This window comes from Vibrio sp. B172a, assembly GCF_030248355.1.
Taxonomy (GTDB): domain Bacteria; phylum Pseudomonadota; class Gammaproteobacteria; order Enterobacterales; family Vibrionaceae; genus Vibrio; species Vibrio owensii.
Window position 1 is genome coordinate 41,725 of the sequence record NZ_JAHGAC010000008.1, and the last position, 26,026, is coordinate 67,750.

A 26,026-nucleotide genomic window follows, 5' to 3' on the forward strand; every position below is an offset into this window, starting at 1 on the left:
CCCTTCAATTTGTAAGTTGAATGATAGGAATATCATGATAAATCTATCCCACTTAATCAAAAATGATATGAACCTGCTGATTTGTCTGTACGTCTTACTGCAAGAACGCAGCGTGAGCAGAACCGCAGAGAAACTGTTCTTATCTCAATCGGCCGTCAGTAAACAGCTTACTAAATTACGCCAAGAGTTTGATGACCCTTTATTCGAGCGAGAGTCTAAAGGTTTGTTGCCGACCCCGAAAGCACTGGCATTAGAAAGCAAGCTGCAACAAATCCTGATGCAAATTGATCAGCTTCGTGAACCAGAAGAGTTTGACCCAGAGCGCTCGACTCGCATTTTCAGTATCGATCTTATTGAAACCGCCTACTCCACGATTTACCCACGCTTTCTGCCTCAAGCGTTGTCTAGTGCGCCAAAGATAACCATCAAAAGTGCAGATTGGAGTAACAGCAGCATTACTCGATTACAAAGAAGAGAGATCGATTTCGGTGTGGGTATCTTTGAGTTTGATGATCGCTCTAAAACCCATGTCGATACCATCCCTGACACTCTAAATTACGCGGAACTGATGCGTGACACCTCGGCGTGCATCTTGCGAAAAGGACACCCAGCATTAGAGGAAGAATGGAATCTCGACGCGTTCCTTAAGTACCGCCATATCCAAGTCATCACTGGCGGTGTGTCTAGCTGGCTATTACATGAGGTGCTCGACACGCAACGCCTGCGCATCGACAACGCCGTCAACATGTCTGACATTTCCAGCGCGGTGAAACTGTGTGAGAAGAGCGACTTGATACTGACTTACCCTTACAAAAGCATCCGCGAGTTCGAAGGTAAATCGGACATTGTGATCAAACCGCTCCCAATAAAAATGGAACCAGGTGGGTTCTTTCTACTTTGGAATAAACAACTCGACAATGACCCAAGCCACAAATGGCTAAGAGAGCTCATCGTCAGTCAGTCTTATGCCTAATCACAAAGCCTGTAACCAAAGTAGAAAGTACAAAGCTATGAGTTGATGTACTTTAAATGAACATTCAAGCGCCAAAAGTAGAGTGCTTGCAAAGCGATAACAGAGAATGTCGAAAGTAATTCAACAATAAAATAATGTTGAGCGCCAAAGTCAAAAGAGACGATAGCCATCCCAACAAGCACAGATAAAGCGACAAATCTAAACGACAAAGGGATAGATAAAGCGATAGAGCGAAGAATGTAGGTTTTACCATCTCTATTATTCGTTCTATACGTGACTACTACACCTAAAATTGACACGACTAAGATACCAATAGCCTCGGTTATCATAACTTCATTGCTTACATACGGCGCCAAGAACATCAAGTACGGTGTCACCGTATAAAAGATTAAGAATATTAAAGCGTATTTAATCCAATCACTGTCTGGCACTTTGTTGTCTTTTAGTTCCTCAGACAGCTTTGATGTTTTCCAAATGTACAAATTATTATTCCTTTTTATGTGAGCTCAGATTAAAGGCTCGCCTAAAACCCTAACTACCAACGTTCAAACACAACTAGTTAATATCAATAAAAACAGATGACTAGCAGCAACTTCGGCCAGAAGTTTACCTCACCAAACCATTCACGATCGATATAAAACAACTCAAAACACAAAGAAATTTATAAGATAACTATTTGATAAGCATGCAGGATACGCTTGCTTACCCTTCTCTCCGCCATTTAATAACAAAAAATTATCATCTTAAAAATTATTGATAATTTCATGTAATTAAAATTTCTCCATATACTCACCTCCATCGAAACGAAACACGAATTAAACATCACAGTTTTTTGGAGCAGAATTATGAAAATGAATCACGTAGGCATCATGGTTGGTGATATGGACAAAGCAGTAGAGTTCTACACTAAAGCGCTTGGTCTTCGCATCGTAATGAACAACACAAAAGTTATCGAAGAGCGCGAATCGGCAATCGGTCGTATGTGTATCGCTGTATTCGGTGAAGGCTTCAAAGGCTTCAACATCGCTCACCTAGTAACATCTGACGGTATCGGTGTTGAGCTGTTTGAAATGAAAGAGCGTCAAGAGCGTCACGAAGTAGACTTCTCTCGCCTAGGAATCTTCCATTTCTGTCTACAACTACCAAAAGAGCAGTTTGCTTCAGCAATCGAGCGTGTAGAAGAATTCGGCGGTAAAGTACGTATGGATATCATGCGCTACCACCCAGAAGACGAGCTAAAGCAAGCACAAATGGTTTACCTAGAAGACCCGTTTGGCAACCTATTTGAGTTCTACTCACACTCTTACGAAGACACTTACGCGTCTGATTACGAATAATTGAATGCTTAAGAACCAGAAAGGGTTGGCCTAGTGCCAACCCTTTTTTTTGTTTTGGTTAGTGTTGATGAAACAACCCCTCCTAACCTCCCCTTGGCTGTAACTTCGGAGACTACAAAAGTCATTCTGGTAAAGGGGAGGAACTGTCGGAGCGTGTTAAAGCGAGATTCCTGATGTCGCTTAGGCTCCTCGGAATGATGAGACAAATTGGAATGATTGAACCCACCATTTCAGAGAAATACCCTCCCCCTTAGAAGCGAAACTTCAATGCCGCGCAAACCATGTCAATACAAGGGGGAGTTGGAGGGGGTTGTTAACACAGAACGGCAAACTTAGCTCAATAAAACCGGCCCCCTCTTTAGACTGCGCATACAAAAAAGGCTTGGTATCAACCAAGCCTTTTGAATTTAACGATTACTTCGTCACGCGACATGCACTTTGGGATATCTCGTTGACGATCAAAATCGCTTCGTCACCTTTGGTGTGCAGAACTAACATTTGGTCATCAGACATATATTTTGCGCCAGATGCAGAGCGAACTTGTTTGAGTTCAATCTCTCTCCCGTCATCAACGGTGATCAGCGCTATTTCCTGATCAAAGCTAGCAGCGAACTGATGGCCGTCGTCACACTGGTATTGATACTCTGGCGCGGTCGAGGCACAGCCACCAAGCGCAAGCAAACCACCTAATGTCAGTGCGATTTTTGCCTGCTTAGCGATCATTCTTCAGGTGCCCAAACACGAATGTTCACGTCCAAATCCGCTGGCGCGTAAACCACAACAGGAAGCTTGCTGTTGTAACGGTAAAGGTCGCGTGTTGGCATTTGAACGAAAGTCTCTACCTTTTCCATGTCTTCAGGACAAGCCATTAGTGTCGAGATGCCGCCTGCTGGAGAAGCGTCAACTTGGTAGTAAGTGTAACCCCAACCTTCTAGCGAATGCTCGCTCACACTGCCGCCCAGAGAAACGCGGTTACAGTCTGTTTCCATCATTTTGCCTACCACAAGCTCAACGCGCTTATCTGCTTCGTTGCTTGCTGGGTCTACATAGAAAACGTGCTTCGTCATGTTCTCCATCTCTGGGAACATCTCTGCCGATGGGCGAGATACATCATTTGCTGAGTTCATTGTCGAACATCCGCTCAGTGCCAATGCACCTGCGGCCAACCAAACTGCTTTCATCGTTTTTTCCTTTTTCATATGGATGGGCATATTGTAATGGGGAACGCCAACTTATTGTGAAAGTACGGTTTAAATTGAGGTCTACTCTCACAATTACGACGTCAATGCGGAATCAGGCTCGAATGCCTAACTCAGACATCAAAGATTCAATGGATTGATTCAGCCATTGTGTCATCGGTTCATTTCTTCTCTTGGTGCTGTAAACATAGCCAAAATTGCCTTCTAATGTTGGTAACTCCTGCGCAAAATCGAGACCAACAAACCGCGCATCCAATTGCTCAATAAGGTATTTGGAACATGGGAAAAGAATGTCGCTTTCAGATACGAGATTAAGAATCGTATTGATATGGCTCGTTCTAAGCTGAATCCTAGGCACTACAGACAAGGGGTGAAGTAAACGGGAGATGTGCACTTCTTTTTCGTTCCAATGGGGAATGATGTGTACAGCAAACGACGCCGCCTTTAGATCATCCAGTTGAACCCGCCTTCCCTCCAATGGATGCCCGATGCGGCCAGCCAGAGCGAAATGGTCTTTGCCGCCCTTCTTCTGCACTAGGAATTTAGGTAAATCCATCGGGAAATAGTTAATGCCAAAGGCAATCTCTCCAGCATCAATTTTCTCGGGCGTCGCTTCTGTCCAATCCTCAATCACCAAGTTCATTAGTGGAGCTTCCTTGGCAAGAAACTGAGTCAAAGGGGCAGAAAACCACTGAGCGATAGAAGCATTTATCGCAATGCGCAGGTTGGCTTTTTCGGTGCTTGGGTCGAAGCGCTCTTCTGTATTGACCAACGCTTCGATGTCATGGATGAGGCCAGAGAGCTGAGTTTTAAGCTCTTCTGCTTTTGGGGTGAGCTCCATCACCGCTCCCTTTCTCACCAAAATATCATCGTTGAATAATTCACGAATCTTTCTTAAATTTCGGCTCACGGCGGGTTGGCTAGTACAGAGCCGCTCTGCCGCGACGGTGGTATTTTGCGTTTCGAGAATGACCGACAGTACCTTCAACAAGTTGTAATCAAATCCAATCACGCTCAGCACCTTTTCTGCGTTTTGACTGACTCTATAACAATAATGGTATGAGCTAAATACCACCAATTCATTTCTGTCATAGCTCGGACAAAATTTATAGTGATTGCATTCACCACACACTATTTGGATGATGTCAGCTATGAAAAAGAAACTTCTCGTCACCTTGTTGGGCTTGTCTGCACTTGGCGCTCAACCTGCCTTTGCCAATACGGCCAATAGCGAACTGGCTAAAGATGCATACATTTATGGATACTCGATTGATGAGGCGTACAAATTCTTCTACCACACTGCGGTAGAAAATGATTACCCACTCAATCGCTTTCAAAACATTCGCGGCTTGGCCGATGACACTTATACCGCGCACCCGACCATCAACAACGACACACTCCACTTGATGGGTTGGTTAGACGTTGCTGCTGAACCCGTTATCGTCAGCGTTCCAGATATGGATGAAGGACGCTACTGGATACTGCACACCATGGACATGGGGCACTACACCAACGCGGCATTCAGCTCACGAACGCGTGGCACAGAAGGCGGCCAATTCATGTTTGCGGCCAACGATTGGCAAGGTGAGGTTCCGGATTCCGTAGATGAAGTAATTCGCGTCGACAGTAACTTAGTGAAACTGATGGGACGCATCATGGCGCTGGGTGGCGAAGACACGAAAATCGCGCTCGATTACATGGACCAATGGACTATCCGCACCTTGTCGGAATACCTAGGTCAAAACGGACCGAAACCCGTGCAGCGCACCTACCCAGATCCAAAACATTCGACTTGGCTGGAGCGTGTTAACTTCGTCCTTTGCGATGGCACAATGGGGGATGCTGATAAACAGTGGTTAGAAAAATACCAACCTATCGGTGTCGAAGCTTGCAAAACCGACTTCACGCCTGAGCAATTGAAGCTCGCCAAAGCAGCAGAAACACAAGGCATGCAGCGTATTATCGAACTAGCACCGAAAGTCACAGATGCCCGCCAGATACTGGGGACACGCGACACCCTTGGCGATACCCCGCGCGAAGTCTTTGCTGAGGGCACGTACCTAGGCCAATGGGGCTTACCACCTATTGAAGCGTCTTACCGCAAGACGGATTTTGATACCAAAGGGGAAAAGCTGGATGGCTCTAAGCATGACTACGTGATGCGCTTTAAAGCCCCAAATGTCAGCGAGTTTTGGTCGGTAACCATTTACGGCAGTGATAACCGTTTGATGGCGAAGAACGCTTTAAATCGACACAGCCGTGGGGATCGCAGCATGAAGCCAGACGCGGATGGTTACTATACCATTCACATGAGCTCTGACACGAAAAGCAATGCGGATGACCCGAATTACTTACCAGTACCAGAGAAACCGTTTTACGCCATCATGCGCTTCTACGGTGCGGACGAAGCGATTCAAAGTGGCGAATATCAGATGCCGGAGATCGCCCCAGTCGAATAAGCTCTGCAATTAATCCGTGAAGCAAAGATTGAAACGTTACTCTTTGGAGTAGCGTTTCATGTTTCTCGAGCACATCATTACGTGCCACTTGCTCCAAACCAATGACAAGGTTATGGTTTGAAGCCTTATTTGGTCGACGTTCAAGGAAGAGAGAATGACCACCTACCTTGCTGGCTTTACGCTCGGCATATCACTGATTCTTGCTATCGGAGCGCAAAACGCCTTTGTGCTGAAACAAGGCATCAAACAGCATCATGTGTTTCTGGTGTGCTTTATTTGTGCATTGTCCGATGCGATTTTGATTTCCCTTGGAGTGGCGGGATTTGGCTACTTGGTGAAGCAGTTTCCCTTGATTGAAACCATCGCGCGATACGCTGGTGCTGCGTTCCTAACTTGGTATGGTCTCAGCAGTTTACGCTCGGCATTGACCCAAAAACACGTGATGAATCCTGAAGGTGATGCCTCCAAAAGTGCATGGCAAACCGCTCTTATCTGCTTGGCATTCACTTGGTTAAACCCGCATGTTTACCTTGATACCGTTGTGCTATTAGGATCGATTTCGACCCAGTATGAACCACACAAATGGCAGTTTGCCGTGGGTGCGGTATCGGCTTCCTTCGTATTCTTTTTCAGCCTTGGCTATGGCGCTAAATTGCTGATCCCCATCTTTAAGCATGCTCGCTCTTGGCAGGTTCTTGAGTTCATTATTGGCTTTGTCATGCTGGCTCTGGCGATCAGCTTGCTGGTTTAGTGCGTATACTTTTCTCAATGCTCGAAAAAGGAACACGTCATGGCAAACCAGCGCAACCCCATTGAAATCAAAGCCCTCGACCATGTGGTATTAAGAACGGATAATCTCGATGCGATGCTCCGTTTCTATCGAGATCTATTGGGGTGTCCTATCGAGCGGGAGTTGCCCGACTTAGGACTGACGCAGTTACGTGCTGGCACTGCCATCATTGATTTGGTGACGGTTAAGAGTGAACTCGGCAAGTTAGGCGGTAAGTCGCCAAGCCAAGATGGACGAAACCTCGACCATTTCTGCCTGCAAATTGCGCCTTTTGGAGAGTCTGAGTTGCTTGAATATCTCCATCAACATAACGTCCACGTTGAAGAGTTTGCCGAACGATATGGTGCTCAGGGTTTTGGTCGCTCTGTGTATTTAGAAGATCCAGAAGGCAATGTGGTCGAGCTTAAACCACAGAAATAACTCGTTGCTATTCTTAACTTTATTTCCTTACCTTATCGGCAAAAAACGACTTCCAATTAAACCGTTCCGCCGTGGATTACGTATGTGTGTTCCTAAGCTTAAATAGGCAACTCTGATTAGGAACACACCATGACACTCAGCGACGACGCACTATCCAGAATCATAGAAATGGCATGGGAAGACCGAACCCCGTTTGAAGCCATTGAGCATCAGTTCGGCCTGAACGAGAATGGCGTTATCAGCCTGATGCGTCGCCACCTCAAACCCCGCAGTTTCAAGCTTTGGCGACAACGCGTCTCTGGACGCAACACCAAACACTTAAAACTGCGCTCACCAGACGTGAACAGAGGCTATTGCCCAACACAGTACAAACAGCGTTAAGCCCCTCATAGAGCCTTAAATTTCAAACGCTATGTGCCTAAACCATAAAGTAAGGCGCACTGTCTCGCATGAACTCCGCCATAGAGGCAAGATAGTCCCACGTTTCTCGGTAGGTGTGGCTCATGCATTGCGTGAAGGCTTGGCACAGTGACGGATCTTCTTCCAACCACTGGCTAACGTGTTGCGCCGTGTAGGAAACCTGCCTCACCTCATCATCTAAAATCTGCTGAATGGTCGGTCGCATCTCTTTCAGATACGGGATATCCGATTGGTCGATAAAACTCAATTGAGAAACCAATAGACACCAAGAACGAAGTTCGACGGAGTGAGCTCGGAAAAGATGGATTTTAATGTCGTCGTAAAAGTTGCTCACATTGCTGAAATCACTCGACTTTTCTTCTTGATATACCTCGGTTTGGTAACCCGTTAATGGGATCAAACTGGCGTACATGGCTGAGTGGTTTCTGTCGTTTTGGCAGTGATGCATGATTTGCTGCTTCATTTCCCCTTGCGCATAACGATTGGCAATCATTTTGAGTCGCTCTGCGCCCTCTTCTTCGTTGATGGCATTGTGCAGCAAGTAATACGCCATGGTTTGTTTGCTCTGGAATATTTCTCCAGTGAGCTTACCCATCGCTTGAGGTGTGAGTGAGGAATCGGAATGTAGATAGCTTGCAATAGAGGCTTTGTACTCTTTAGACGGCACAAAGTTATTGTCTTCTAGCAAGTTATAAAGGCTGGTCTGTAAACAGTTCATGTCACCTTCCTTGATGGTGCTGCATCGCAACACGTCATGCTGACTACTAAGAAAGTGAGGTATTTATCAATACGCTCCTTAGAATGAGGTAGATTCAAGCGGAAGAGTAGAGTTTGGGAATGATTTCGGCTCGGAGCGGCTGGCCAGCGGCGAGGTTAGGACAACTCTTAATGCTTTCGAATGAATATTAATGACCTCATTGATTTATGAAGGATATATTTTGTTACAAAACAGTTAAACGATCATTTTATAAATGTTATGTATCGAAAATAGACAGAACGAAATGCGGGGTGGTTAACTATTGGTTTTTAAAGGAAAGTGGCTTTGTAGCGCAATTTTTCTCGCCTACAAGTTTTAGAAAAGTGCCGAAAAATAGTGTTTTAACTCTATAAAAACCGGACGGAGATCACCGTCCGGTTTGATCTTATTGAGCCTAATTTGAAGAGGATGAAGCGGTTGCAGATGCTAGGGGGGTCATCTGCAACGCCCAAATCTTCTCGTTGTTAGTGACGAATGAGCCTTACTTGCCCACAAAGCCGTTGTACAACATGTATAGGTGCGCAGCACTCCAAGAGAAGTTGTTTGCGCCCTGCACTGCACCCGTTTCAGGGTTGTAGTTTTCCTGAATTGGCGTTGTTTCTGTTAAGCCTTGTGCGTTCTTGAATAGCTTATCCACCATCTGACGCGCTTCCACACCGTAACCGTAGTTGTCCATACCACGTACACCGAAGTAGAACTGATCGAGCCACACACGACCACGCCAGTAAATGTCTGGGCCGTAAGCCGGGTTATCCATCGACGCCGTGCCAAGTGGGATCATTGGTGAGTTAAACTTGCTGGTATCAAGCATGTTCTTCACTACTTTATCCGCGTGCTCTTGCGTTGCCGCGTTGTTGAATAGTGGAGACCAACCTTCTGGACCCATGCCGCGTTTCACCAACATTGGACCAGCACATTGGTTGCTCAAGCCACCAGGTACCACTTCAATGTCGTAGTAGAAACCGGTTGATTCATCGAACATACAGCGGTTGATGTACTCTTTGGTGTCTTCCGCTTTCTCTTTAAACTCAGCCGCTTTATCTGCTTTGCCCAGTACTTCTGCAATTTGCGATAGGAACAGGTTATCTGAGTACCAGTAAGACGCTTGGTCTACCGATTCTTGCATCAGCGAGTAGCCAGACAACTTGTTCGCGTCGTTGGTGTTCTCGTTGAACTTCACTTCCCAGTCTTTCTTCGCTAGAGCCAGTTTGTCCATGTTCTCTGGCGAATCATCACGGTAAGTCACCACTGAGCCGTCTTCACCCATAACCATGTCGTAGGTGTTGTCGAATCCGTTGGTATCGTGTGCATAGCGACCCATTTGGTCGATCACTTTAGCTTCGTCTTGTGTCGGCAGTTCAGACATACCTTGTAGGTTGTCGATGGTGTCGATAAAGCCAAATACACCCGCGTTATCACGGCCAGATTCCCAACCCGCAGCTACTTTTGCAGGGATGCTCATCGCGGTGTAATCACCGGACGTTAGCAACTGGTTGTATTTCTCGATGCCCGTCTCTTTGATCCACTTGTCGCCATTCGCTTCGTCTTTGTACTGGAACTTCATGTCGTCTACAGACGCATCCGATCCCCAAGAACCATCATTCACATCATCTTCAAACACAGTATGAATTGGGTCTTTTGCTGCACCGTATTCAGGGATGCCGTTTTTGTTTGTATCGCGAGCACGTAGCCACCAATCGTGGAATGCCACCAACTTCGGATACATCTCTTCTAGCCACTGCTTCGCTTCTTCCGGACGGTTATGTTCGTCTTTCAGTGCGGTGTACACTTCCCATACTGCCCATGCAGCTAGAGATGGTTTGGTGTTGCGTTCGTTCCAATTCAAACCGTCTGTTGCCAGTGGGAATACTTTTTTGTATTCCGCAGACATGCCTTCCCAACGTTCAGCTGGTAAGTTGTAAGTGACTACGTCAAGCAAGTAACCTTCGTCCCATGGGCGAACAGGATCGTCAGACTGAACTTGATATTGGAATACAGTACGAATGTTTTCCATCGCCACATCTGGGTTGAAGTGAGCCATTGCGTACGCTTGTTTCCATGTATCCCACGGCCAAGTCATGTTGCCAGAGAAGTAAGGCGCGGTTACCGATGGCGTTACTGTGTCGTGGTCAATGGCACCTGCAGCACCACGCCAGTTTGCGCTCAGTGTTTCCATCGCTTTTACAGCAACGAATTCATGCTCTTTTGAAGCGGCATCGTTGGTTAGACCGTTTTCTAGGTACTCTTCCCAACGCATTGCTGAATCGTGCATGTAGCCTTTTGGATCGGCCATCACGTCATCTAACTTGGCAAACTCAGACGCTTGCTCTTCAGTGTTTTGCACGTGCGTGTAAGCCGTGTATAGCGTGATTTCTTCGCCATTACCTAGCTCTGCCGTTTGGACAAAGCCTTTCTTATCATCGTCGATGGTCGACGTTTCTGGCTTGATAGAGCGTGTTACTTCAAACTTAGAGTCGCCTGAAGTCAGCAGAGACCAAGAGTCGCGAACCGCACCAAAAGACACTTCTACGCCGTTTTCTGTCGCTGCGATTTCACGTGAGTAAGTAGGGTACGCATCTTCAACACTGCGCACTGTGCTGTCGCTGTTTTTGTATAATTCACCATCGTCAGCGCGGTAATCTTGCATCAACTCACCGTCCCATTCGCCTTGAATAGCCAGTTTGTTCGGGTTCTTGATGGTGGTTTTAACAAGAGACGTACGGTCGGTCACAAAGCGCATTTCAAGTTCGGCAGTGATGCCGTTATCGCCTGTGTACTCTTGAATCAGTGCGCCTGGCTGCGAGTAAGCGTCTGTTAGCTCAAGCGGCATCGCTTCACCGTCAACCATCAGTGTTAGACGGTCGAAACGTGCAGCCATGAATGACACGTATTCTTCCGTTAGCAACGCTGTACCACCTAGGGTGATTTCACCACCTTGAGTATCTAGCGTGTGACCATGCCAAGAACCGTTATCGAACATAGGAATGTAGCGAAGGTGACCACCATGTAGATCACGCAGTGCCACTGGCACACCTGCACGGTCAATGGTGTTGTGGAATTCAGCCGCTTTCAGTGGCGCTTCCACATTCGAGTCATTATCACTACTGTTGCATCCGCTAAGTGTTAGAGCAACCCCGACAGCAATCGCACATAAAGAAGTCTTAAAGTGCATGTTATATCCCTCATTTATTGGCTTTTGGTCCTGATCAGGCGAAAAAAGGTCGAGACGTGCCCTGCCGAGTTTCGATGATGAAGATTCAGCCTTATTTATTTCACTTTTGGATTTGAGAAGAGATCGGTTAATTTGCCTCTTCTTCGTTTGACCTATTTAAATAACAGGTCATTAATTTTGGATAATAGTGGGTCTTTGATGCATTCATTATCAAACACACCCACTTAATATAAATTCTTTATTTTGTGATTAAATAGTCACTATTTTTCATTCGCCATCGAGATGGCTTTTAATAATTCACCGTCAATATTCGGAATCGTATCCGAAAGGAATATCTGATTGCCCGGCGTGTAAGTCATCAAGACGTTTCTCAGTCGCTTACTGCCTTCTCCGCTCTTGTTTTGCACATCAAACTCTATCAGTTTGTTGTACACCTCATTCGCCAGTTTCTCTTCCTGCTCTTCAGTGATAGCAATGCGTCCCATACAAATCGGTGGTCGCACATCATGGCTAAACACTTCATCTCGAAAGCGCTTAGCAAACAAAGTATCGAGCTTCGAGCCTTCTTCGAAGATAAAGCGACCTTGGTCTTTAAAGCGGTATTGGTCATCACCTTTTAGCTCGATGTAATCCATCATTTCCAATGCGCGGAAATAAAGGGTTATCGAGGTATGGGTCAATTGGTATTTACTCGCAATATCTTGCGGAGACCATTCCTTCCGACGTAATAAATACAAGAAATCAAACAGGTACGGATACTGGTGAAATATTTCACTGTTAATGTCGGTGATAAATTGCTCGTTTTCTTGTTGCAGCTGTTTACCACGCATGGACAATTCGACTAAGTCAGTATCTAAATGAGTGGCATACGAGAGTATTTTGTCCAACCCTAAAGACGTGTTGTGTAACTGTCTCTTAATAGTTGATAGAGGAATCCCCATTCCAGCAGAGAGATCGGAATAACAAATCCCTTTCTCTTTAATTTTTTCTCGTAAAGCAGCAAGTAAATACGTTGCAGAATTATTCATCTAACAATGCCTGTTTTAATTTCTTCAGCATCCCTGATGATATATTCAAGAGAATCCTACTCTTGTGATGCTGGTTCCAATTATTCCCAGCACTCTTTATCAATTAAATCGGTTTCAATGATGAGACTTTTACTTGTTGTTAACTGATCAAGTTTTACTCATTGCGTTCACACTTTGACCAGCTATTTTAAGCCTTATCAGTATGGCGACGAGTATAATTGTTTTGATGCGTAAAATTAAGTTCACAAAGATTTTTAGTAAAAGTTTTCTCTCAGAAGGTTATTTTATTAGGTGAGAAGTATCAAAAAGTTGTACTCCGAGATTTATTATCGTGAGGGATCACAGAAAAATAGTGACTCACTGGTAATTTATCGATTCGATGACCAGTAAAAATCTTGTTATAAGGAGCAAGAAAGTTGGTTAAATTAACCGAGGTATTATTGAAGCGCCGTCATATTATACCCGTATTTTTCTAGCTTGCTCACATAATTTATTGGCTTGCCACCAAGGCTTATTTTTATATTCTTTTGCCACGTAAAAACTCTCTCCCGCCATCGGAGTTATCAGCTCAATGTGATCAGCTTGGCAATGTTCAATCAAGTCCTCAATGGGCTCATCCCATTTGTGCGTAAACAGCTCATACGTTGCCCAGTGCACAGGTAGCAACTTCTTCGCTTGCAGGTCTTTGAATGCGCGTACGGTGTGATGCGCTTGCATGTGTCCCCAGTTCTCAACCGGATAACCTTGGTTGCCTTTCACATCTGCCGCGACTTCCAAACAAGCGATATCAATCGGACCGCAACGCTGAGCGATTTGTGCAAAGTGACTATCGTATGCACTGTCACCGCTGAAATAGAGGGTCTCTTGTTGCCCTTTAACCACCCAAGATGCCCATAAGGTCGAATTCTTATCCAGATAAGTGCGCCCTGAGTTGTGATTAGCTGGCGTGCAAATCAGCTCAACGTTGGCGTAATAAACACTCTCCCACCAATCAAATTCCACCACGTTATCAGGTTTAACGCCCCAACGAATCAGATGCTTACCGACACCGAGTGGCACGTAAAATGTTACGGATTTATCAGAATAGTAACGTATGGTCGAAGCTTCGAGGTGATCGTAATGATCATGAGAGATCACGATAACATCCGGAATCGGCAAGCTATCCCGTACGGCTGTATTGGGGATATTGCGCTCAAACCATGCCTTAGCAATCAACGGCGACGCGTAGTCGAATACAGGGTCAGTCAGGATGCGCACGCCGTCGGCCTCAATCATCAAAGTGGAATGCCCGAGCCAAGTGACTCGCATCGCTTGTTGTCGCTGTTTAAACCGCGTCGGCTCTATCAATGAATAAGGCAACTGATTATCGGGACTGAGCGGCGAACGTCCGCCCATGTAGGCCCAACACACTTGCCAAAAAGACTGAGGGCTTGGCACATTTGGCATCTTGTCTTTGACGCGTCCATGTTCAAATTGAGGAGAGTGGTTAATGCGATGCGCCAACTGCGCGTAGTAAGTGTGAGGAGTAATCAGTGATTGCGTTGCGCGCTCACGAGCCAAGTACGTGTTTTTAAGTGTCGTTTCAGACATGTCCTATCTACGTCTTGTTCACTAAACTATGGTTTTAGTTAAGCCTGCTTGTATGTCTTTTTCATGACCAAAATAGGGCGTAAGATGAAGATTAGGTTTCAGAGAAGTATTTCTGTCCTTTATCGGTCTTGATAAGGAAGAGAGAAGGAGAAAAGTTATGGTGACCTGCAGCCAATACGATTTTATTGAAATCGCCTGTATGTTTAATCTGCCCGTGGAGATCACCCTCAAAAACGGTGAGAAACATCAAGGCAGCGCATTTGATACAGGCTACGATATTGAACGGCAAGAGTGCTTATTTTTGGATATCGATGGCGAGCACATTTCGTTCCCAACCGAACAATTGATTGCGATGAGAGCACTCAAAGACAACCCGCATTTCAGTGAAGTGACCTTCGGTTAATTGCTCGAGAACCGATAGAAACGTCAGAGACAAAAAAGCGCCCTTAACTGGCTGAGTTAAGGGCGCTTTTGTTTGGCTTTCGAGGTTTACCTTGAGCGGATAAATATCAACATCGGCATCATGATAACGAACATCACCCCGACCAACTGGAAGGTGTGCACAAAGGCCACCATTTGCGATTGCTGATGGAGCATGTTCTGGTATTGCTCCAATGCCGCAGGATCAGTAATCGATAACCCCTGTTTCGCAGCCCAGTCATGCAACACTGGGTTATAAGGATTAAAGCCTTCTCCCAAAGCGTGCCATTGCTGTTGGCTGTCACGGTATTGGTATGTAGTCGCAATCGAGATACCAAACGAACTACCAATGGTGCGGAACAGGTTAAAAATACTCGCCCCTGCCACTGACTGCTCTTTTGGCAATGTCATGTACGCCAGTGTCGATAAGGTTGAGAAGGTCAAACCTAAGCCCATACCTTGAATCATACTTGGCATCACTATCCAGAAGGTATCGATTTCCATTGAGTACAAGGTCATGAGGTAACTACCAATACCGATACAGGTTAGGCCAAAGACAATCTTCAACCTTGGATCGAATTGTGGGTTAATCACAATCACCAATATCAGCATACAGGCGGACGCCAGCCCCCGTGGTGCCATTAACATACCCGTAGTGGACACTGGGTAGTTCAATAAGCTTTCGAGCAACATTGGTTGTTGGGTGGTCAAGCCGAACATGGCCATCGACACTACCGCCATCATTAAGGACGAGACCATGAGGTTTTTGTCCTTGAGGAGCCACAGAGGCGCGATGGGGCTCTTGGTCTTCCAACTGCGGTAGATCCACATGATTAAGCCCATGATCGCCAGCAACACTGCGGTTTGGATAATACGGGAGTTGAACCAGTCTTCGTCGTTACCTTTGTCGAGCACAAACTGCAACGCACCGACCCCGAGGGCCATATAACCAATGATCCACCAGTCGAAGTTCGGCTTGGATTTGTTGCTGATGTGGATGTAGCGATAAATCAGCGCAGTACACACCAAGCCAAATGGCAAGTTGACGTAGAAGATCCAACGCCAGTTGATGTTATCAGTAATCACACCGCCCACTACCGGGCCTAAAATCGGACCAAGCAATATACCGATGGAGAAGATCGCCATCGCCTTGCCTTTTTGCTCAGAAGGGTAAATCTGAACCAATGTCGATTGCGCCAGTGGAATCACCGAGGCACCAAACGCACCTTGGATAATACGGAACACTACCATCTCTTCGAGTGAACCCGCTTGTCCACAGAAAGCACTGGCAATCACAAAGCCAATTACCGCCACCAACATGACTTTGCGCTCGCCAAATCTCGATACCCAGAAACTGGTCATCGGAATAAAGATCGCCTCAGCCATGCTGTAGCCAGTTAGCACCCAAGTGATTTGGTCTGCCGTTGCGCCCAACGCGCCCATCATGTGTGAAAGCGACACGTTAGCAACGGTCATGTCTATCAACACCATGATGGCCGAAAGCATCACGGCGACGGTGGCTATTCCCCGTTTGTCGGCCGTAATCTCGTTACTCATTGTGCGTTACTTTTAAGATCAACTGTCACTTCAGAACTTGCACCCACGCGTAATTGTGGCGCACCTTCAGGCACTTCAAGCGTCAAACGCACAGGGAAACGTTGTTTGATTTTCACCCAGTTACCGGTTGCGTTTTCTGGTGGCATCAAAGAGAAAGAGGTACCACTTGCTGGCGACAACTCTTCCACTTTCGCATCCCAAACCACATCTGGGTACATGTCGATCACGACTTCAGCATGCATGCCTGCTTTGATGTGCGTTAGGTCAGTTTCTTTAAAGTTTGCGCGTACCCAGTAGCTGTCTTTCACAATCACAGGGAACAGAGTTTGGCCAATGCCGACAACAGAACCAGTATGTGTGTTGATTTCACCCGCGATACCATCGACAGGAGAAGTGATGTCGGTGTAGCTCAGGTTCAATTCCGCTTGTGCGAGTTGCGCTGCCGCTTGTTGAACAACCGCCGCTTCTGCACCTTCTTCACCGCGGTTTGCGATTGCTTTCTCTACCGTTGCACGCGCTTGTTCTAAGCTTGCTTGAGCGTTAGCGAGTTTGTTCTTCGCAGTATCCAAATCTTGATCAGACGCTAATTTGCGTTTCACTAACGAGTTAGTACGTTTGTATTCCAACTGCGCTTCGGTCAGGTTAGAACGCGCCGCATCCAATCCCGCTACCGCTTCAGTCACTTGTTTGTCGGCCACATCGTGCTGTTGCACCGCCAATTGGTAAGCCGCTTTCGCTTGTTTGACTGCAAGCAGATAAGGACGAGAATCAATCTTTAATAGCAGATCGCCTTTGTTCACCACTTGGAAGTCTTTGGCTTCTACTGAGATTACTTGGCCTTGAACCTGAGGAGCGACAGACAGGATTTTAGCTCTTACATAGGCATCTTCCGTACTCGGGTGGCTGTCAGAGTATTGCCAAGACCAGTACATCGCACCGAAGCCGATAGCACAAACGAGAAGGAAAAGGATTTTGGTCAGTTTGGATTTCGAAGAGGATTTCTTCGCGATATCGTCGCTCATTTATATTGTCCAAGTGTTCAATTATGTGATCAGTGTAGGATTTTTCCGCTTTCGAACAACAAGATGATCTGAAAGGTTAAGATCCGATTTTGAGCGTTGATAATTTGTTCAAATGATGCGCAAAGATATTCACACTCTTTGATGCCCAAGTAACCTCGAGATGCTGGTTCAGCGAGAATGACTTGGTTTGAAGGCGAGGCAACAATTTAAAGGTCTAGTGGTTCTAAATCGAAAATTGTTAACAAAGCATGCGAACCAAGGCAACTCGCCCTTCGGGAGCGTGTCACTGCAGCAATTTCTTCGTCAAACAACTTGGAAAGAGCTAGCTATTCCGCTTCGTTGCTTTCCTTGCTTACTCTCGGTAAAGAGGGAATCAGTGACAACGCTCTGAATCATGCATCTTGAAGTCACTTGGGCATCGTGTGCATAAAGTATAGAAGACGCTAATCATTCCGCGACTTAGACAATCACATTGGCGAATATTCCAGACAGAAAAAAGCCCCGTTAGTCTTAACTCCAACAGGGCTTTATGGTTATTTATCTTTAATTATCAATGTGCTGTAGCAAGCTGCGCGGTTACTCTTCGGCGTTGGAGCCAGATAACAACACCAAACAGCAACATTGCCGGAATCCACATCCACTCTTTACGATAACGCTCAACAGGCACACGAACATCGACAATTTGTTGGTCGAACTGCAATCCTGCTGCCTCTGCAGGGCTAGCAAAGCTAACGATATCAATCAGGGTTTGTTCACCTTGCTGATAAGTCGCGATACCCAATGCGTCCAGCTTATCTTGTCCGGTTTCCCCTTCAGGAACCGACAACAGCACCGAGAATTCACGCATCTTACCTACTGCATCTTCACCGCTGATGCGCATTCTTAGCACACTGCCCTCTTCTAGCGGCTCAAGCGTTTGTGCCAACTGGGCAGGATTGCTCGATTGGTACGGATCCACCACCATGTCGATCCAGAACCCTGGACGGAACAGAGTAAAGGCCACCAACAAAAGCAGAACGCCTTCGTACCAACGGTTACGAGTCAGGAACCAACCTTGCGTCGCCGCTGCGAATATCAACATCGCAATGGTAGAGATAACAAAGATGGCGATGCCGTGCGCCCAATCGACATCAATCAACAACAAATCGGTATTGAAGATAAACAGGAATGGCAAAGCTGCGGTTCTTAGACTGTAGTAAAACGCGGTTAAGCCCGTCTTAATTGGATCGCCTTTCGACACCGCAGCAGCAGCAAACGAAGCCAGACCCACTGGCGGCGTTACATCTGCCATAATGCCGAAGTAAAACACAAACAAGTGCACCGCAATTAACGGCACAATCAAACCATGTTGTTGACCCAGCGTGACGATAACAGGTGCTAGCAAGCTCGATACCACGATGTAGTTCGCCGTAGTTGGTAAGCCCATGCCTAGAATCAAGCTCAATACTGCGGTAAGCATCAGCATTAGTAACAAGTTGCCCATCGACAACATCTCAACCAAATCAGCCAATACTAAGCCAACGCCCGTTTGCGATACCGCACCAACAATTACGCCTGCGGTGGCGGTCGCGATACCAATGCCGATCATATTACGCGCACCAGCAATCAAGCCTTCACGCAAATCAATACAACCGTCTTTGAAGTTGCCGTAATCGTGTTTGCCATCTTTACGCATCCAAGTCAGCAGAGGACGTTGAGTCAGAACGATCACCACCAGAATCACGCTGCCCCAAAAAGCAGACAACCCCGGAGACAAACGCTCAATCATCAAACACCACACCAACACCACCACAGGCAGTAGGTAGTGCAGGCCAGACAACAAGACTGCGCGCGTGTTTGGTAACTGTTCTAGCGGAGCATCTGGGTCCTCCTCTGGTAGCGGTTCATTGCTTGCCGCCACTTTTAGCAGCGCCAAGTACACCACCGCAAGAATCAATGCCATTCCCGGTAGGACAAAGTCACCCAATACTGGCTTCAACCATCCTAAGCCGTAGTAGACCGCCATCGACAATCCAGAAATCAATGCCGCGCCAAATGCAAAACCCGTGAGTCTCGCCAGCCAAGGTTTTGAACGTGCGGCATCAATCGGCTGCATGCCCAATTTGAGCGCTTCTAAATGAACAATATAAAGCAGGGCAATGTAAGAAATAGCAGCAGGTAAGAAGGCGTGCTTGATGATCTCTACATAAGGGATGCCGACGTATTCCACCATCAAAAACGCCGCAGCGCCCATAACAGGAGGCATGATTTGCCCATTCACCGATGACGCCACTTCCACTGCACCGGCTTTCTCTGGAGAGAAACCCACTTTACGCATCATAGGAATAGTGAACGTACCTGTGGTCACTACGTTGGCGATAGACGAACCCGAAATCAAACCCGTTAAGCCAGAGGCAACGACGGCCGCTTTTGCAGGACCACCACGCAAGTGCCCCAACATGCTAAATGCCAATTGAATGAAGTAGTGCCCTGCTCCAGCGCGTTCCAACAACGCACCAAACAGAACAAACAAGAATACAAAGCTGGTCGACACGCCAAGCGCAATACCAAACACACCTTCTGTAGTGATCCACTGGTGGTTAGCTAGCGCATCCAACTGCACGCCACGGTGGGACAACAAACCCGGCATGTATGGGCCTGCCAAGCTGTAGCCGATAAACACCAACGCAATCACAGGCAATGCTGGGCCCAACACTCGACGCGCCGCTTCTAAAAGCAGAGGCAAACCAATCAATGCGGTAATAAAGTCTTCAGTGGTTAAGCTGCCCGGACGTTGTGCTAGTGCTTCGTACATAACAAACAAGTACAGCGAAGAGGCACAAGCAATCAAACCCAACATGATGTCGAAGGCAGGAACACGGTCGCGTGGGGAGCGCTTAAAAGCGGGGAAGACTAGGAAGGCAAGCAACAAGGCAAAGCCAAGGTGAATGGCACGCGTTTCGGTGTCGTTCATCACACCGAAGCCAACAATAAAGGGCAGCGGAGACGCTATCCAAAGTTGAAACAAAGACCAAAGTAACGCCAAACCCGCAATCAACTTTTCCATGATTCCGGTTGGCAGGCGAGCACCCACATCTTGGGCAATCAGTTCTTCTGCCGACAGCTCACTCGGATGCGTGTCAGCATGGGACGTGGAGATCGTCTTATCCATAATTTTCTCACAAACAACAGAGAAGCAAGCGCTGCGAACCCATCACAGCGCTTGCTAAAAATCGAAGGTTCTAAGAGTTACTTACAACCAGCCGCGCTCTTTGTAGTAGCGCACCGCACCTTCATGCAGTGGTGCAGACAGACCTACTTCAATCATTTCTGATTCTTTCAGCTCTTTAAATGCTGGGTGCAAACGCTTGAAGCGGTCTAGGTTGTCGAACACAGATTTCGTCAGTTGGTACACTAACTCAGGATCAGTTTCTGCTGTGGTTGAGAGCACCGCTTTGCCACCGATAGATAGAGTATCGTTCGGGTTGCCACGGTACATTCCGCCCGGAATGGTTGCTTTGGTGAAGTACGCACGCTCAGCAAGTAACTTGTCGATTTCAGGACCAGTCACTGGCACCAACACCGCATCCGTTGTGGTTGAGGCTTCTTGAATCGCGCCGTTTGGGTGACCGACAAAGTAGCTCATTGCATCGATGTTGTTGTCACTCATTGCGGAAGCTTGTTCTGCAGGCTTCAGATCCGACACCAAGCTGAACACATCTTGTGACCAGCCTTTTGCTTGCATCACTTGCTCAAACGTGTCGCGTTGACCAGAACCAGGGTTACCAATGTTGACGCGCTTGCCTTTCAAATCGTCGAAATTAGTAATGCCCGCGTCTTTACGCGCAAGAATGGTGAACACTTCACTTTGTAGTGAGAAAACGGCACGAATGTCCGTCATTGGTTGGTTATTTTGGAAAGGAGCCACACCTTCTAGGGCTTTGTATTGGTGATCTGACTGCATGATGCCGAAATTGTATTCGCCACTGCGCAAACCATTGACGTTTGCCACGCCACCACCACTAGCTGGTGCATTACATTTAATGCTGTGGTCTACCGCACCACGGTTTACAAAACGACAAATCGATTGGCCTGCCACGTAATAAACACCCGTTTGACCACCCGTGCCGATAGTAATAAATTTCTCTGCCGCACTTATTTTCTCACTGTATGAGAACAATGATACTGCCGAAGCAAATACTGCAATGAGTGTGGTTCCTTTCATTTTAAGTTCTTCCTGTCTATCAATTGAAAAATAAAGACATTTTTCTCAGCTAACGACAGCAAAACTGAAAAATACTCGCGTAAAATTTCCACGCTTTACGAGTAATTTTCCTTAGTCAGCCAGTCCTTAGCTTCATTTTGTAATATTTATTTTGACGTTCGATTAATAATTAACCGAATGCTTGTCATCGAATTTATCAGAACAATTTCAAAACCTAGCTATAGTAATTTTTCGCTTTTCTCAGCAATCGAGAATTAACAGAAAATTCATTTTTTAATCGATGCGTTTACAAATAGAAAAATCATAGAAATAGGAAGAGAAAGGAGAGATGAGTAGAAGAGAAAATGAAATAAAAAAAGAGGGGCAATCCCCGCAACTGCCCCTAAAAGTCATGCCAATAATATTGTTGTTCTTTTGCTACTGCTTTTTCTTAGAACTTGTAACCGCCGCTGATCATGAATACCCAAGGGTTGATCTTCACGTCTGTTTTTTGTTTGTCTGTGCCTGCGTAATACGTCGCTTCGGTTTCAATATTCGCATACCACGCCGATGCGTTTAGGAACCATTTATCGTTGATCATGTAGTCCACACCAACGTTGGCAGCTAGGCCGAATGAATCATCCAATTTCAGATCAGAAAGGCCAGCGCCTTTACCTGTACCGTTAAAGCTTTCATCAAAGAAGATGGTGTAGTTTAGACCCGCACCCACGTATGGGCGGAATTTGCTTTGTGAGTCACCAAAGTAGTACTGAACCATAAATGTAGGTGGAAGGTGTTTAGTACTCGCGATGTCCTTGCCAACTAGATCAGTCGAAATATCGTGACTAAATGGCGTAGCCGCTAGAACCTCTAGGCTGATATTGTCAGTAAACATGTAACCAAACGTCAAACCCAGTTGAGTGTCTGAATTAACTTCTAGCTCATATTGAGAACCTAGGATTTTGTCACTGCTGTCATTTGGTACAACGGATGCCGCACCAACACGTAGAATGAAGTCACCTTCACTGTGAGCGAAAACACTTGGAGACACTAACGTAGCAACCACTGCTAAACTGCAGATTGTTTTTTTCATTGTTATTTCCTTTTGTAGGGCTTTGTTTCTTTTTGTACTCAGCTGCGCTCTTCCCTTTCGGGCAGTTCCTCAATGAATCCAAAACCTTGAAGCACGCGAGTATCACTATTTTCTTGAGCTGCGCGCAATCTAGCATATAGAAACCCTACTATTTTGATGGAAATCAATTTGTGAAAAATATAGCTTTTCCGTATACAAAAACGCCAAATTGATCAACAAATTATGCAAATAGGACACAATCCTGTAATGCAAACTGTGCGTGTGAGAAGCGTGCGTCGCAGTTCTCATTCCGCATCCCCTCAGAGCTCCTGTGCTCAACAAAACTTTTTTCTCGATATGCTCGGGTTATTTTCAAAAAACACCCACTTCAAATCGTCAATTTGACGGCTTAAATTGGCGATTTTCGGCCTTTGTAAGCCACTGAAATACAACAAGTTATATTTCTGGAAAATCAGTCACTTAGGGTGTTAGTCTGCTTCCAACCGAACAAGGAAAAGATAAAAAGCCATGATTAAGACCGATCTCACTTTCGAACAAGAAGACTTTTCTCATCACGATTTGCAAAACACCACTTTTGAAAACTGCCGCTTTTATCAGTGCAATTTCGACCACGCCGATCTGAGTGATGCAAAATTTATTGATTGTCGTTTTATCCAGCCGAGCGACATAGAAGGCTGCAGTTTCCGTTATGCCAAACTGAAAGATGCCAGCTTTAGCAACTGCATGTTGGCCATGTCTCAGTTCAATGGTGCGGATTGCGTCGGCATCGAACTGCGCAAATGCGATCTGAAAGGCGCAAACTTTCAAAGTGCCAACTTCGCTAATCGCGTCAGCAATACCGTGTTCTTTTGTATCGCCTACATTACGGGCTGCAACTTGGCTTACACCAATTTCGAGCGCGCACTGCTAGAGAAATGCGACCTGTTTGAAAACCGATGGAACGGCGCTAATTTGATGGGCGCAAGCTTTAAAGGTTCTGACCTATCGAGAGGAGAATTCAGCCGAGAACAATGGGGCAGCTTTAATATAGAAGAGAGCGATCTTACCCACGTCGACTTAGAAGGCTTAGACATTCGCCGCGTCTCTTTATACGGTGTTAAGATCTGCGACTGGCAGCAAGAACAACTGCTCGCACCATTTGGACTGATCGTTATTTAGGAAGCATTATGAATCTGTATAGAGACCTACCCAGTGATCTGAGTGAAGAAGTGTTCGAAGATTTACTCACGCATAAACAGCTGCGCATCGAGCGTATCGTTTCAAAAGGACAAACCACGCCAGAGGGCGAATGGTACGATCAAGAAGAACATGAGTGGGTATTAGTGCTGCAAGGCGCAGGTGAACTGACTTATGAAGATGGCTCTGTAAAACGTTTAGAGGCGGGCGATCATATCAACATTCCGGCGCATACGAAGCATCGTGTCAGTTGGACAGATCCAGAACAAGAGACGATTTGGTTGGCGGTTTTCTACTGCTAGATTGTCAATCTTTGTTGTTATTCCGACGAGCAGGTAAAGAAAAACGGGGGAAAGAAACCCTAACTTTCCCCATGTGCGCAATAAAGGGTCTAGGTGAGGCGCAAAAGAAATTGAAGTCATGACTCCGAGCCAGTCTCCCAACCGTTACTCAGAAATGAACCTAGTCATCACTTCAATGTTCATAGATAAAAACGTGTTATTGGCGTGAGAGTGTGTTTTGTTTGCGGTTGTATTCGAATCGATGGCTTTGCTCAACGGTGTCTTTGACTTCTAGCCCTTCCATCGTCGTTGTGCCTATCTCCAGTCGAACTTGATCACTGTTCAAGTCCACTATCAGCTCATCATATTGGCTTTTTTCACCATTCTCGTCGTACTGCAAACGCACCTTATACGTGCCTTTGCTTGCATCATATTCAGCTTGATAACCTTGGTTGAATGCCTCAATCGCAATACCTTCTGGATACACCACCATGTCAACACGCGTTGGTGCTTCGGTGAATTTATAGGTTGAGATACCAAAACGGGTTTCGATGATGTCCGCTTCATAAAAGAAGTGTTCAATCTCGTTTGATGAGCTGACCATCACCATCTCAGGTGTTAGGCGCATCAAGTGAAACTCAAAAATCAGAGAGGTTTTGTTGTCTCCAACATTAGGGACTAGAGCTTCCAATTCCGCGAGGGTACTCACATTAAAATCACGCAAAATGTTTAATGAGAGTCGATCGAGCGTGTAAGTCACTTTGCGAGACAAGTTCTCGGCCTCAAAGCCCAGTAAGTCATCGCTGATGGTGTCGGTAATCGAACGATGCAGCAGATCGATACCGTCCACCTCATAGTTCGCTCTGTGATCTTTAAATTTAGGCACAGAGTCTGTCGTTATTCCTTCGCCACCACAGCCACTCAGTGCAAACATCACCGCAATACTCGCTATTGCTTTATGCATCTATACACGCTCCTTTACCAAGACGGCGGCAGTGTAACGATTGCGGCAACGAGTTGATGTAAGCGTATGTAAGACGGGCTTATTATTACAACTAAGTAAAAGTCATTTGAATTTTTATGGGATTATCATTTTATTCGACATCAATATACTAGCCCCATTCCAAATTAACCGATGACGAACGATAACAATGAGCTGGTTTTTCTTACTTTTAGGCGTGGGCGCAGAAGCCCTTTCACACGTTGCACTCAAAGCCACTGATGGCTTTAGCAAACCGCTGCCTGCAACCCTTGTACTAGTTGGCCACTTAGCTGCTTTTGTCTGTTTGGCGCAAGCGATGAAAGGCGGCATGCCAGTTGGCATTGTTCACGCCCTTTGGGCAGGTTTGGCAATTGTATCGGTGACGTTAATCTCGCAATTGGTTTACCGCCAGCATATGGATACTAGCCTTTGGATTGGCATGGCACTTATCGCAGCGGGCGTGATGGTGATAAACTTCTCTCACGGACACGCACACTAAACCATAAGGCAGCGGATTGTCAGATAGCCAAAAGCCCTCTCTCGCACTGTTTGATTTTGATGGCACCATCACCGATGAGGATATGTTTAGCGCCTTCCTCCACTATTCTGTTTTTGGCCTGCGCAAGTGGGTCGGAAACGTTGTGATTCTGCCGTTCTATGCACTCTACAAGGCAGGCGTCATTCCTGCTAAGCGAATGCGCCCTATCGCCAGTTTCATCACCTTTGCAGGAAGAAGAACGCGAGACGTTGAAGCGTTAGGAGCTCAGTTTGCAAAAGAGGTGATTACAAAACACATTCGCCCAGAAGCCCAAACGAAACTGGAATGGCACCAAGCGCGAGGCGACACCATTGTCGTTGTCTCAGCGTCACTTAACGCCTACTTAAAACCATGGAGCCAAACGCACGGCTACCAATTACTTTGTAGTGAGTTACTCGACGAAAGTGAACACATTAGTGGTCGTTACCAAAGTGGCGATTGCAGTTTGGAAAGAAAGGTCGAACGTGTTCAACGTGGTTATGACTTGAGCCAATACGAAACGATTTACGCTTACGGCGACACCCACGAAGACATTCCGATGCTCAAACTAGCCAGCCATGCGATGATGAATTGGCAACCATGGCAAAGCGAAAACAGCCTGAATTAAAACAGAAAACCCTTCTCAATTG

Annotated in this window: 25 protein-coding genes; 11 read left to right on the top strand and 14 right to left on the bottom strand. The window is 46.2% G+C overall.

Annotated features, from left to right (window positions below):
- Positions 1–34 precede the first annotated feature (34 nt).
- A complete protein-coding gene (locus KIT90_RS10065) occupies positions 35–973 on the top strand; it encodes a LysR family transcriptional regulator (protein ID WP_020195128.1) in 939 nt (312 codons plus the stop codon).
- 35 nt (positions 974–1,008) lie between these two features.
- Here KIT90_RS10065 and KIT90_RS10070 read toward each other — a convergent pair whose 3' ends face one another.
- Entirely contained in the window at positions 1,009–1,455 is a 447-nt protein-coding gene (locus KIT90_RS10070) for a hypothetical protein (RefSeq protein ID WP_033005077.1), read from the bottom strand.
- A gap of 363 nt (positions 1,456–1,818) precedes the next feature.
- Here KIT90_RS10070 and KIT90_RS10075 point away from each other — a divergent pair, with 363 nt between their 5' ends.
- Positions 1,819–2,310 carry a VOC family protein gene (locus KIT90_RS10075; RefSeq protein WP_285376532.1) on the top strand — a complete coding sequence of 164 codons (492 nt, stop codon included), beginning with the start codon at positions 1,819–1,821 and terminating at the stop codon, positions 2,308–2,310.
- A 414-nt stretch (positions 2,311–2,724) separates the two neighbouring features.
- Here KIT90_RS10075 and KIT90_RS10080 read toward each other — a convergent pair whose 3' ends face one another.
- From KIT90_RS10080 to KIT90_RS10090, 3 genes are all read right to left on the bottom strand, one after another.
- Positions 2,725–3,033 carry an MliC family protein gene (locus tag KIT90_RS10080; protein ID WP_041059544.1) on the bottom strand — a complete coding sequence of 103 codons (309 nt, stop codon included), beginning with the start codon at positions 3,031–3,033 and terminating at the stop codon, positions 2,725–2,727.
- Complete coding sequence (locus KIT90_RS10085; RefSeq protein ID WP_038880282.1) at positions 3,030–3,491, bottom strand: ecotin family protein; 462 nt, start codon at positions 3,489–3,491, stop codon at positions 3,030–3,032. Before KIT90_RS10085 ends, KIT90_RS10080 begins: the two co-directional genes overlap by 4 nt.
- Before the next feature lie 112 nt (positions 3,492–3,603).
- Positions 3,604–4,521 carry a LysR family transcriptional regulator gene (locus KIT90_RS10090; protein ID WP_041059541.1) on the bottom strand — a complete coding sequence of 306 codons (918 nt, stop codon included), beginning with the start codon at positions 4,519–4,521 and terminating at the stop codon, positions 3,604–3,606.
- Positions 4,522–4,660: 139 nt separating this feature from the next.
- On the opposite strand from KIT90_RS10090, the gene KIT90_RS10095 reads away from it, so the two are divergent.
- From KIT90_RS10095 to KIT90_RS10110, 4 genes are all read left to right on the top strand, one after another.
- Complete coding sequence (locus KIT90_RS10095) at positions 4,661–5,968, top strand: DUF1254 domain-containing protein (RefSeq protein ID WP_285376535.1); 1,308 nt, start codon at positions 4,661–4,663, stop codon at positions 5,966–5,968.
- 154 nt (positions 5,969–6,122) lie between these two features.
- Positions 6,123–6,719, top strand: a complete 597-nt coding sequence (locus KIT90_RS10100; RefSeq protein ID WP_005434851.1) for a LysE/ArgO family amino acid transporter — start codon at positions 6,123–6,125, stop codon at positions 6,717–6,719.
- Positions 6,720–6,758: 39 nt separating this feature from the next.
- Complete coding sequence (locus tag KIT90_RS10105; protein ID WP_285376536.1) at positions 6,759–7,178, top strand: VOC family protein; 420 nt, start codon at positions 6,759–6,761, stop codon at positions 7,176–7,178.
- A 129-nt stretch (positions 7,179–7,307) separates the two neighbouring features.
- Positions 7,308–7,559 carry a TIGR03643 family protein gene (locus KIT90_RS10110; RefSeq protein ID WP_005428362.1) on the top strand — a complete coding sequence of 84 codons (252 nt, stop codon included), beginning with the start codon at positions 7,308–7,310 and terminating at the stop codon, positions 7,557–7,559.
- 37 nt (positions 7,560–7,596) lie between these two features.
- Here the strand turns inward: KIT90_RS10110 and KIT90_RS10115 are convergent, their stop codons facing one another.
- The 4 genes from KIT90_RS10115 to KIT90_RS10130 all read right to left on the bottom strand — a co-directional run bounded on the left by KIT90_RS10115 (position 7,597) and on the right by KIT90_RS10130 (position 14,145).
- Complete coding sequence (locus KIT90_RS10115; RefSeq protein WP_009706801.1) at positions 7,597–8,316, bottom strand: hypothetical protein; 720 nt, start codon at positions 8,314–8,316, stop codon at positions 7,597–7,599.
- Between the two features lie 520 nt (positions 8,317–8,836).
- Entirely contained in the window at positions 8,837–11,527 is a 2,691-nt protein-coding gene (gene ygjK / locus KIT90_RS10120; RefSeq protein ID WP_182052963.1) for an alpha-glucosidase, read from the bottom strand.
- A 260-nt stretch (positions 11,528–11,787) separates the two neighbouring features.
- Positions 11,788–12,555, bottom strand: coding sequence for a transcriptional regulator (locus KIT90_RS10125; RefSeq protein WP_032802841.1), 768 nt, complete (start codon positions 12,553–12,555; stop codon positions 11,788–11,790).
- Positions 12,556–13,011: 456 nt separating this feature from the next.
- The gene (locus KIT90_RS10130) at positions 13,012–14,145 is read right to left on the bottom strand and encodes an MBL fold metallo-hydrolase (protein WP_285376538.1); all 1,134 of its coding nucleotides are present in this window, start codon (positions 14,143–14,145) and stop codon (positions 13,012–13,014) included.
- 157 nt (positions 14,146–14,302) lie between these two features.
- Between KIT90_RS10130 and KIT90_RS10135 the strand changes: the two genes are divergently transcribed.
- The gene (locus KIT90_RS10135) at positions 14,303–14,548 is read left to right on the top strand and encodes a Rho-binding antiterminator (protein ID WP_005434844.1); all 246 of its coding nucleotides are present in this window, start codon (positions 14,303–14,305) and stop codon (positions 14,546–14,548) included.
- An 86-nt stretch (positions 14,549–14,634) separates the two neighbouring features.
- On the opposite strand, the gene KIT90_RS10140 is transcribed toward KIT90_RS10135, so the two are convergent.
- From KIT90_RS10140 to ompW, 5 genes are all read right to left on the bottom strand, one after another.
- Positions 14,635–16,122 (bottom strand): MDR family MFS transporter, encoded by a 1,488-nt coding sequence (locus KIT90_RS10140; RefSeq protein WP_005434843.1) that lies wholly within the window; start codon positions 16,120–16,122, stop codon positions 14,635–14,637.
- On the bottom strand, positions 16,119–17,144 hold the full coding sequence (locus KIT90_RS10145; RefSeq protein WP_009706795.1) for an HlyD family secretion protein: 1,026 nt from the start codon (positions 17,142–17,144) through the stop codon (positions 16,119–16,121). The genes KIT90_RS10140 and KIT90_RS10145 overlap by 4 nt, the downstream gene beginning before the upstream one ends.
- 550 nt (positions 17,145–17,694) lie before the next feature.
- The gene (locus tag KIT90_RS10150; RefSeq protein ID WP_132698183.1) at positions 17,695–20,295 is read right to left on the bottom strand and encodes a TRAP transporter permease; all 2,601 of its coding nucleotides are present in this window, start codon (positions 20,293–20,295) and stop codon (positions 17,695–17,697) included.
- Positions 20,296–20,376: 81 nt separating this feature from the next.
- Positions 20,377–21,348 (bottom strand): TAXI family TRAP transporter solute-binding subunit, encoded by a 972-nt coding sequence (locus KIT90_RS10155; RefSeq protein WP_285376541.1) that lies wholly within the window; start codon positions 21,346–21,348, stop codon positions 20,377–20,379.
- 430 nt (positions 21,349–21,778) lie between these two features.
- Positions 21,779–22,420 (bottom strand): outer membrane protein OmpW, encoded by a 642-nt coding sequence (gene ompW, locus KIT90_RS10160; protein ID WP_285376542.1) that lies wholly within the window; start codon positions 22,418–22,420, stop codon positions 21,779–21,781.
- Between the two features lie 507 nt (positions 22,421–22,927).
- Here ompW and KIT90_RS10165 point away from each other — a divergent pair.
- Together KIT90_RS10165 and KIT90_RS10170 are read left to right on the top strand one after the other, a co-directional pair.
- Positions 22,928–23,578 (top strand): Qnr family pentapeptide repeat protein, encoded by a 651-nt coding sequence (locus KIT90_RS10165; RefSeq protein WP_009706791.1) that lies wholly within the window; start codon positions 22,928–22,930, stop codon positions 23,576–23,578.
- A gap of 8 nt (positions 23,579–23,586) precedes the next feature.
- Positions 23,587–23,898 carry a cupin domain-containing protein gene (locus KIT90_RS10170; protein ID WP_285376545.1) on the top strand — a complete coding sequence of 104 codons (312 nt, stop codon included), beginning with the start codon at positions 23,587–23,589 and terminating at the stop codon, positions 23,896–23,898.
- Positions 23,899–24,094: 196 nt separating this feature from the next.
- Here KIT90_RS10170 and KIT90_RS10175 read toward each other — a convergent pair whose 3' ends face one another.
- Positions 24,095–24,841 carry a hypothetical protein gene (locus tag KIT90_RS10175; RefSeq protein WP_078610196.1) on the bottom strand — a complete coding sequence of 249 codons (747 nt, stop codon included), beginning with the start codon at positions 24,839–24,841 and terminating at the stop codon, positions 24,095–24,097.
- A gap of 187 nt (positions 24,842–25,028) precedes the next feature.
- On the opposite strand from KIT90_RS10175, the gene KIT90_RS10180 reads away from it, so the two are divergent.
- Together KIT90_RS10180 and KIT90_RS10185 are read left to right on the top strand one after the other, a co-directional pair.
- On the top strand, positions 25,029–25,358 hold the full coding sequence (locus KIT90_RS10180; RefSeq protein ID WP_005434828.1) for a multidrug efflux SMR transporter: 330 nt from the start codon (positions 25,029–25,031) through the stop codon (positions 25,356–25,358).
- A 16-nt stretch (positions 25,359–25,374) separates the two neighbouring features.
- The gene (locus KIT90_RS10185; protein ID WP_285376546.1) at positions 25,375–26,004 is read left to right on the top strand and encodes an HAD family hydrolase; all 630 of its coding nucleotides are present in this window, start codon (positions 25,375–25,377) and stop codon (positions 26,002–26,004) included.
- Positions 26,005–26,026: the final 22 nt, after the last annotated feature.

Excerpts from the sequence above, each read along its gene's own strand:
- KIT90_RS10140 (WP_005434843.1), bottom strand. The coding sequence starts at position 16,122 with ATGAGTAACGAGATTACGGCCGACAAACGGGGAATAGCCACCGTCGCC.
- KIT90_RS10105 (WP_285376536.1), top strand. The coding sequence starts at position 6,759 with ATGGCAAACCAGCGCAACCCCATTGAAATCAAAGCCCTCGACCATGTG.
- KIT90_RS10180 (WP_005434828.1), top strand. The coding sequence starts at position 25,029 with ATGAGCTGGTTTTTCTTACTTTTAGGCGTGGGCGCAGAAGCCCTTTCA.
- KIT90_RS10165 (WP_009706791.1), top strand. The coding sequence starts at position 22,928 with ATGATTAAGACCGATCTCACTTTCGAACAAGAAGACTTTTCTCATCAC.
- KIT90_RS10125 (WP_032802841.1), bottom strand. The coding sequence starts at position 12,555 with ATGAATAATTCTGCAACGTATTTACTTGCTGCTTTACGAGAAAAAATT.
- ompW (WP_285376542.1), bottom strand. The coding sequence starts at position 22,420 with ATGAAAAAAACAATCTGCAGTTTAGCAGTGGTTGCTACGTTAGTGTCT.
- KIT90_RS10115 (WP_009706801.1), bottom strand. The coding sequence starts at position 8,316 with ATGAACTGTTTACAGACCAGCCTTTATAACTTGCTAGAAGACAATAAC.
- KIT90_RS10065 (WP_020195128.1), top strand. The coding sequence starts at position 35 with ATGATAAATCTATCCCACTTAATCAAAAATGATATGAACCTGCTGATT.
- KIT90_RS10085 (WP_038880282.1), bottom strand. The coding sequence starts at position 3,491 with ATGAAAGCAGTTTGGTTGGCCGCAGGTGCATTGGCACTGAGCGGATGT.
- KIT90_RS10175 (WP_078610196.1), bottom strand. The coding sequence starts at position 24,841 with ATGCATAAAGCAATAGCGAGTATTGCGGTGATGTTTGCACTGAGTGGC.
- KIT90_RS10170 (WP_285376545.1), top strand. The coding sequence starts at position 23,587 with ATGAATCTGTATAGAGACCTACCCAGTGATCTGAGTGAAGAAGTGTTC.
- KIT90_RS10135 (WP_005434844.1), top strand. The coding sequence starts at position 14,303 with ATGGTGACCTGCAGCCAATACGATTTTATTGAAATCGCCTGTATGTTT.
- ygjK (WP_182052963.1), bottom strand. The coding sequence starts at position 11,527 with ATGCACTTTAAGACTTCTTTATGTGCGATTGCTGTCGGGGTTGCTCTA.
- KIT90_RS10150 (WP_132698183.1), bottom strand. The coding sequence starts at position 20,295 with ATGGATAAGACGATCTCCACGTCCCATGCTGACACGCATCCGAGTGAG.
- KIT90_RS10155 (WP_285376541.1), bottom strand. The coding sequence starts at position 21,348 with ATGAAAGGAACCACACTCATTGCAGTATTTGCTTCGGCAGTATCATTG.
- KIT90_RS10080 (WP_041059544.1), bottom strand. The coding sequence starts at position 3,033 with ATGATCGCTAAGCAGGCAAAAATCGCACTGACATTAGGTGGTTTGCTT.
- KIT90_RS10100 (WP_005434851.1), top strand. The coding sequence starts at position 6,123 with ATGACCACCTACCTTGCTGGCTTTACGCTCGGCATATCACTGATTCTT.
- KIT90_RS10130 (WP_285376538.1), bottom strand. The coding sequence starts at position 14,145 with ATGTCTGAAACGACACTTAAAAACACGTACTTGGCTCGTGAGCGCGCA.
- KIT90_RS10145 (WP_009706795.1), bottom strand. The coding sequence starts at position 17,144 with ATGAGCGACGATATCGCGAAGAAATCCTCTTCGAAATCCAAACTGACC.
- KIT90_RS10095 (WP_285376535.1), top strand. The coding sequence starts at position 4,661 with ATGAAAAAGAAACTTCTCGTCACCTTGTTGGGCTTGTCTGCACTTGGC.
- KIT90_RS10110 (WP_005428362.1), top strand. The coding sequence starts at position 7,308 with ATGACACTCAGCGACGACGCACTATCCAGAATCATAGAAATGGCATGG.
- KIT90_RS10075 (WP_285376532.1), top strand. The coding sequence starts at position 1,819 with ATGAAAATGAATCACGTAGGCATCATGGTTGGTGATATGGACAAAGCA.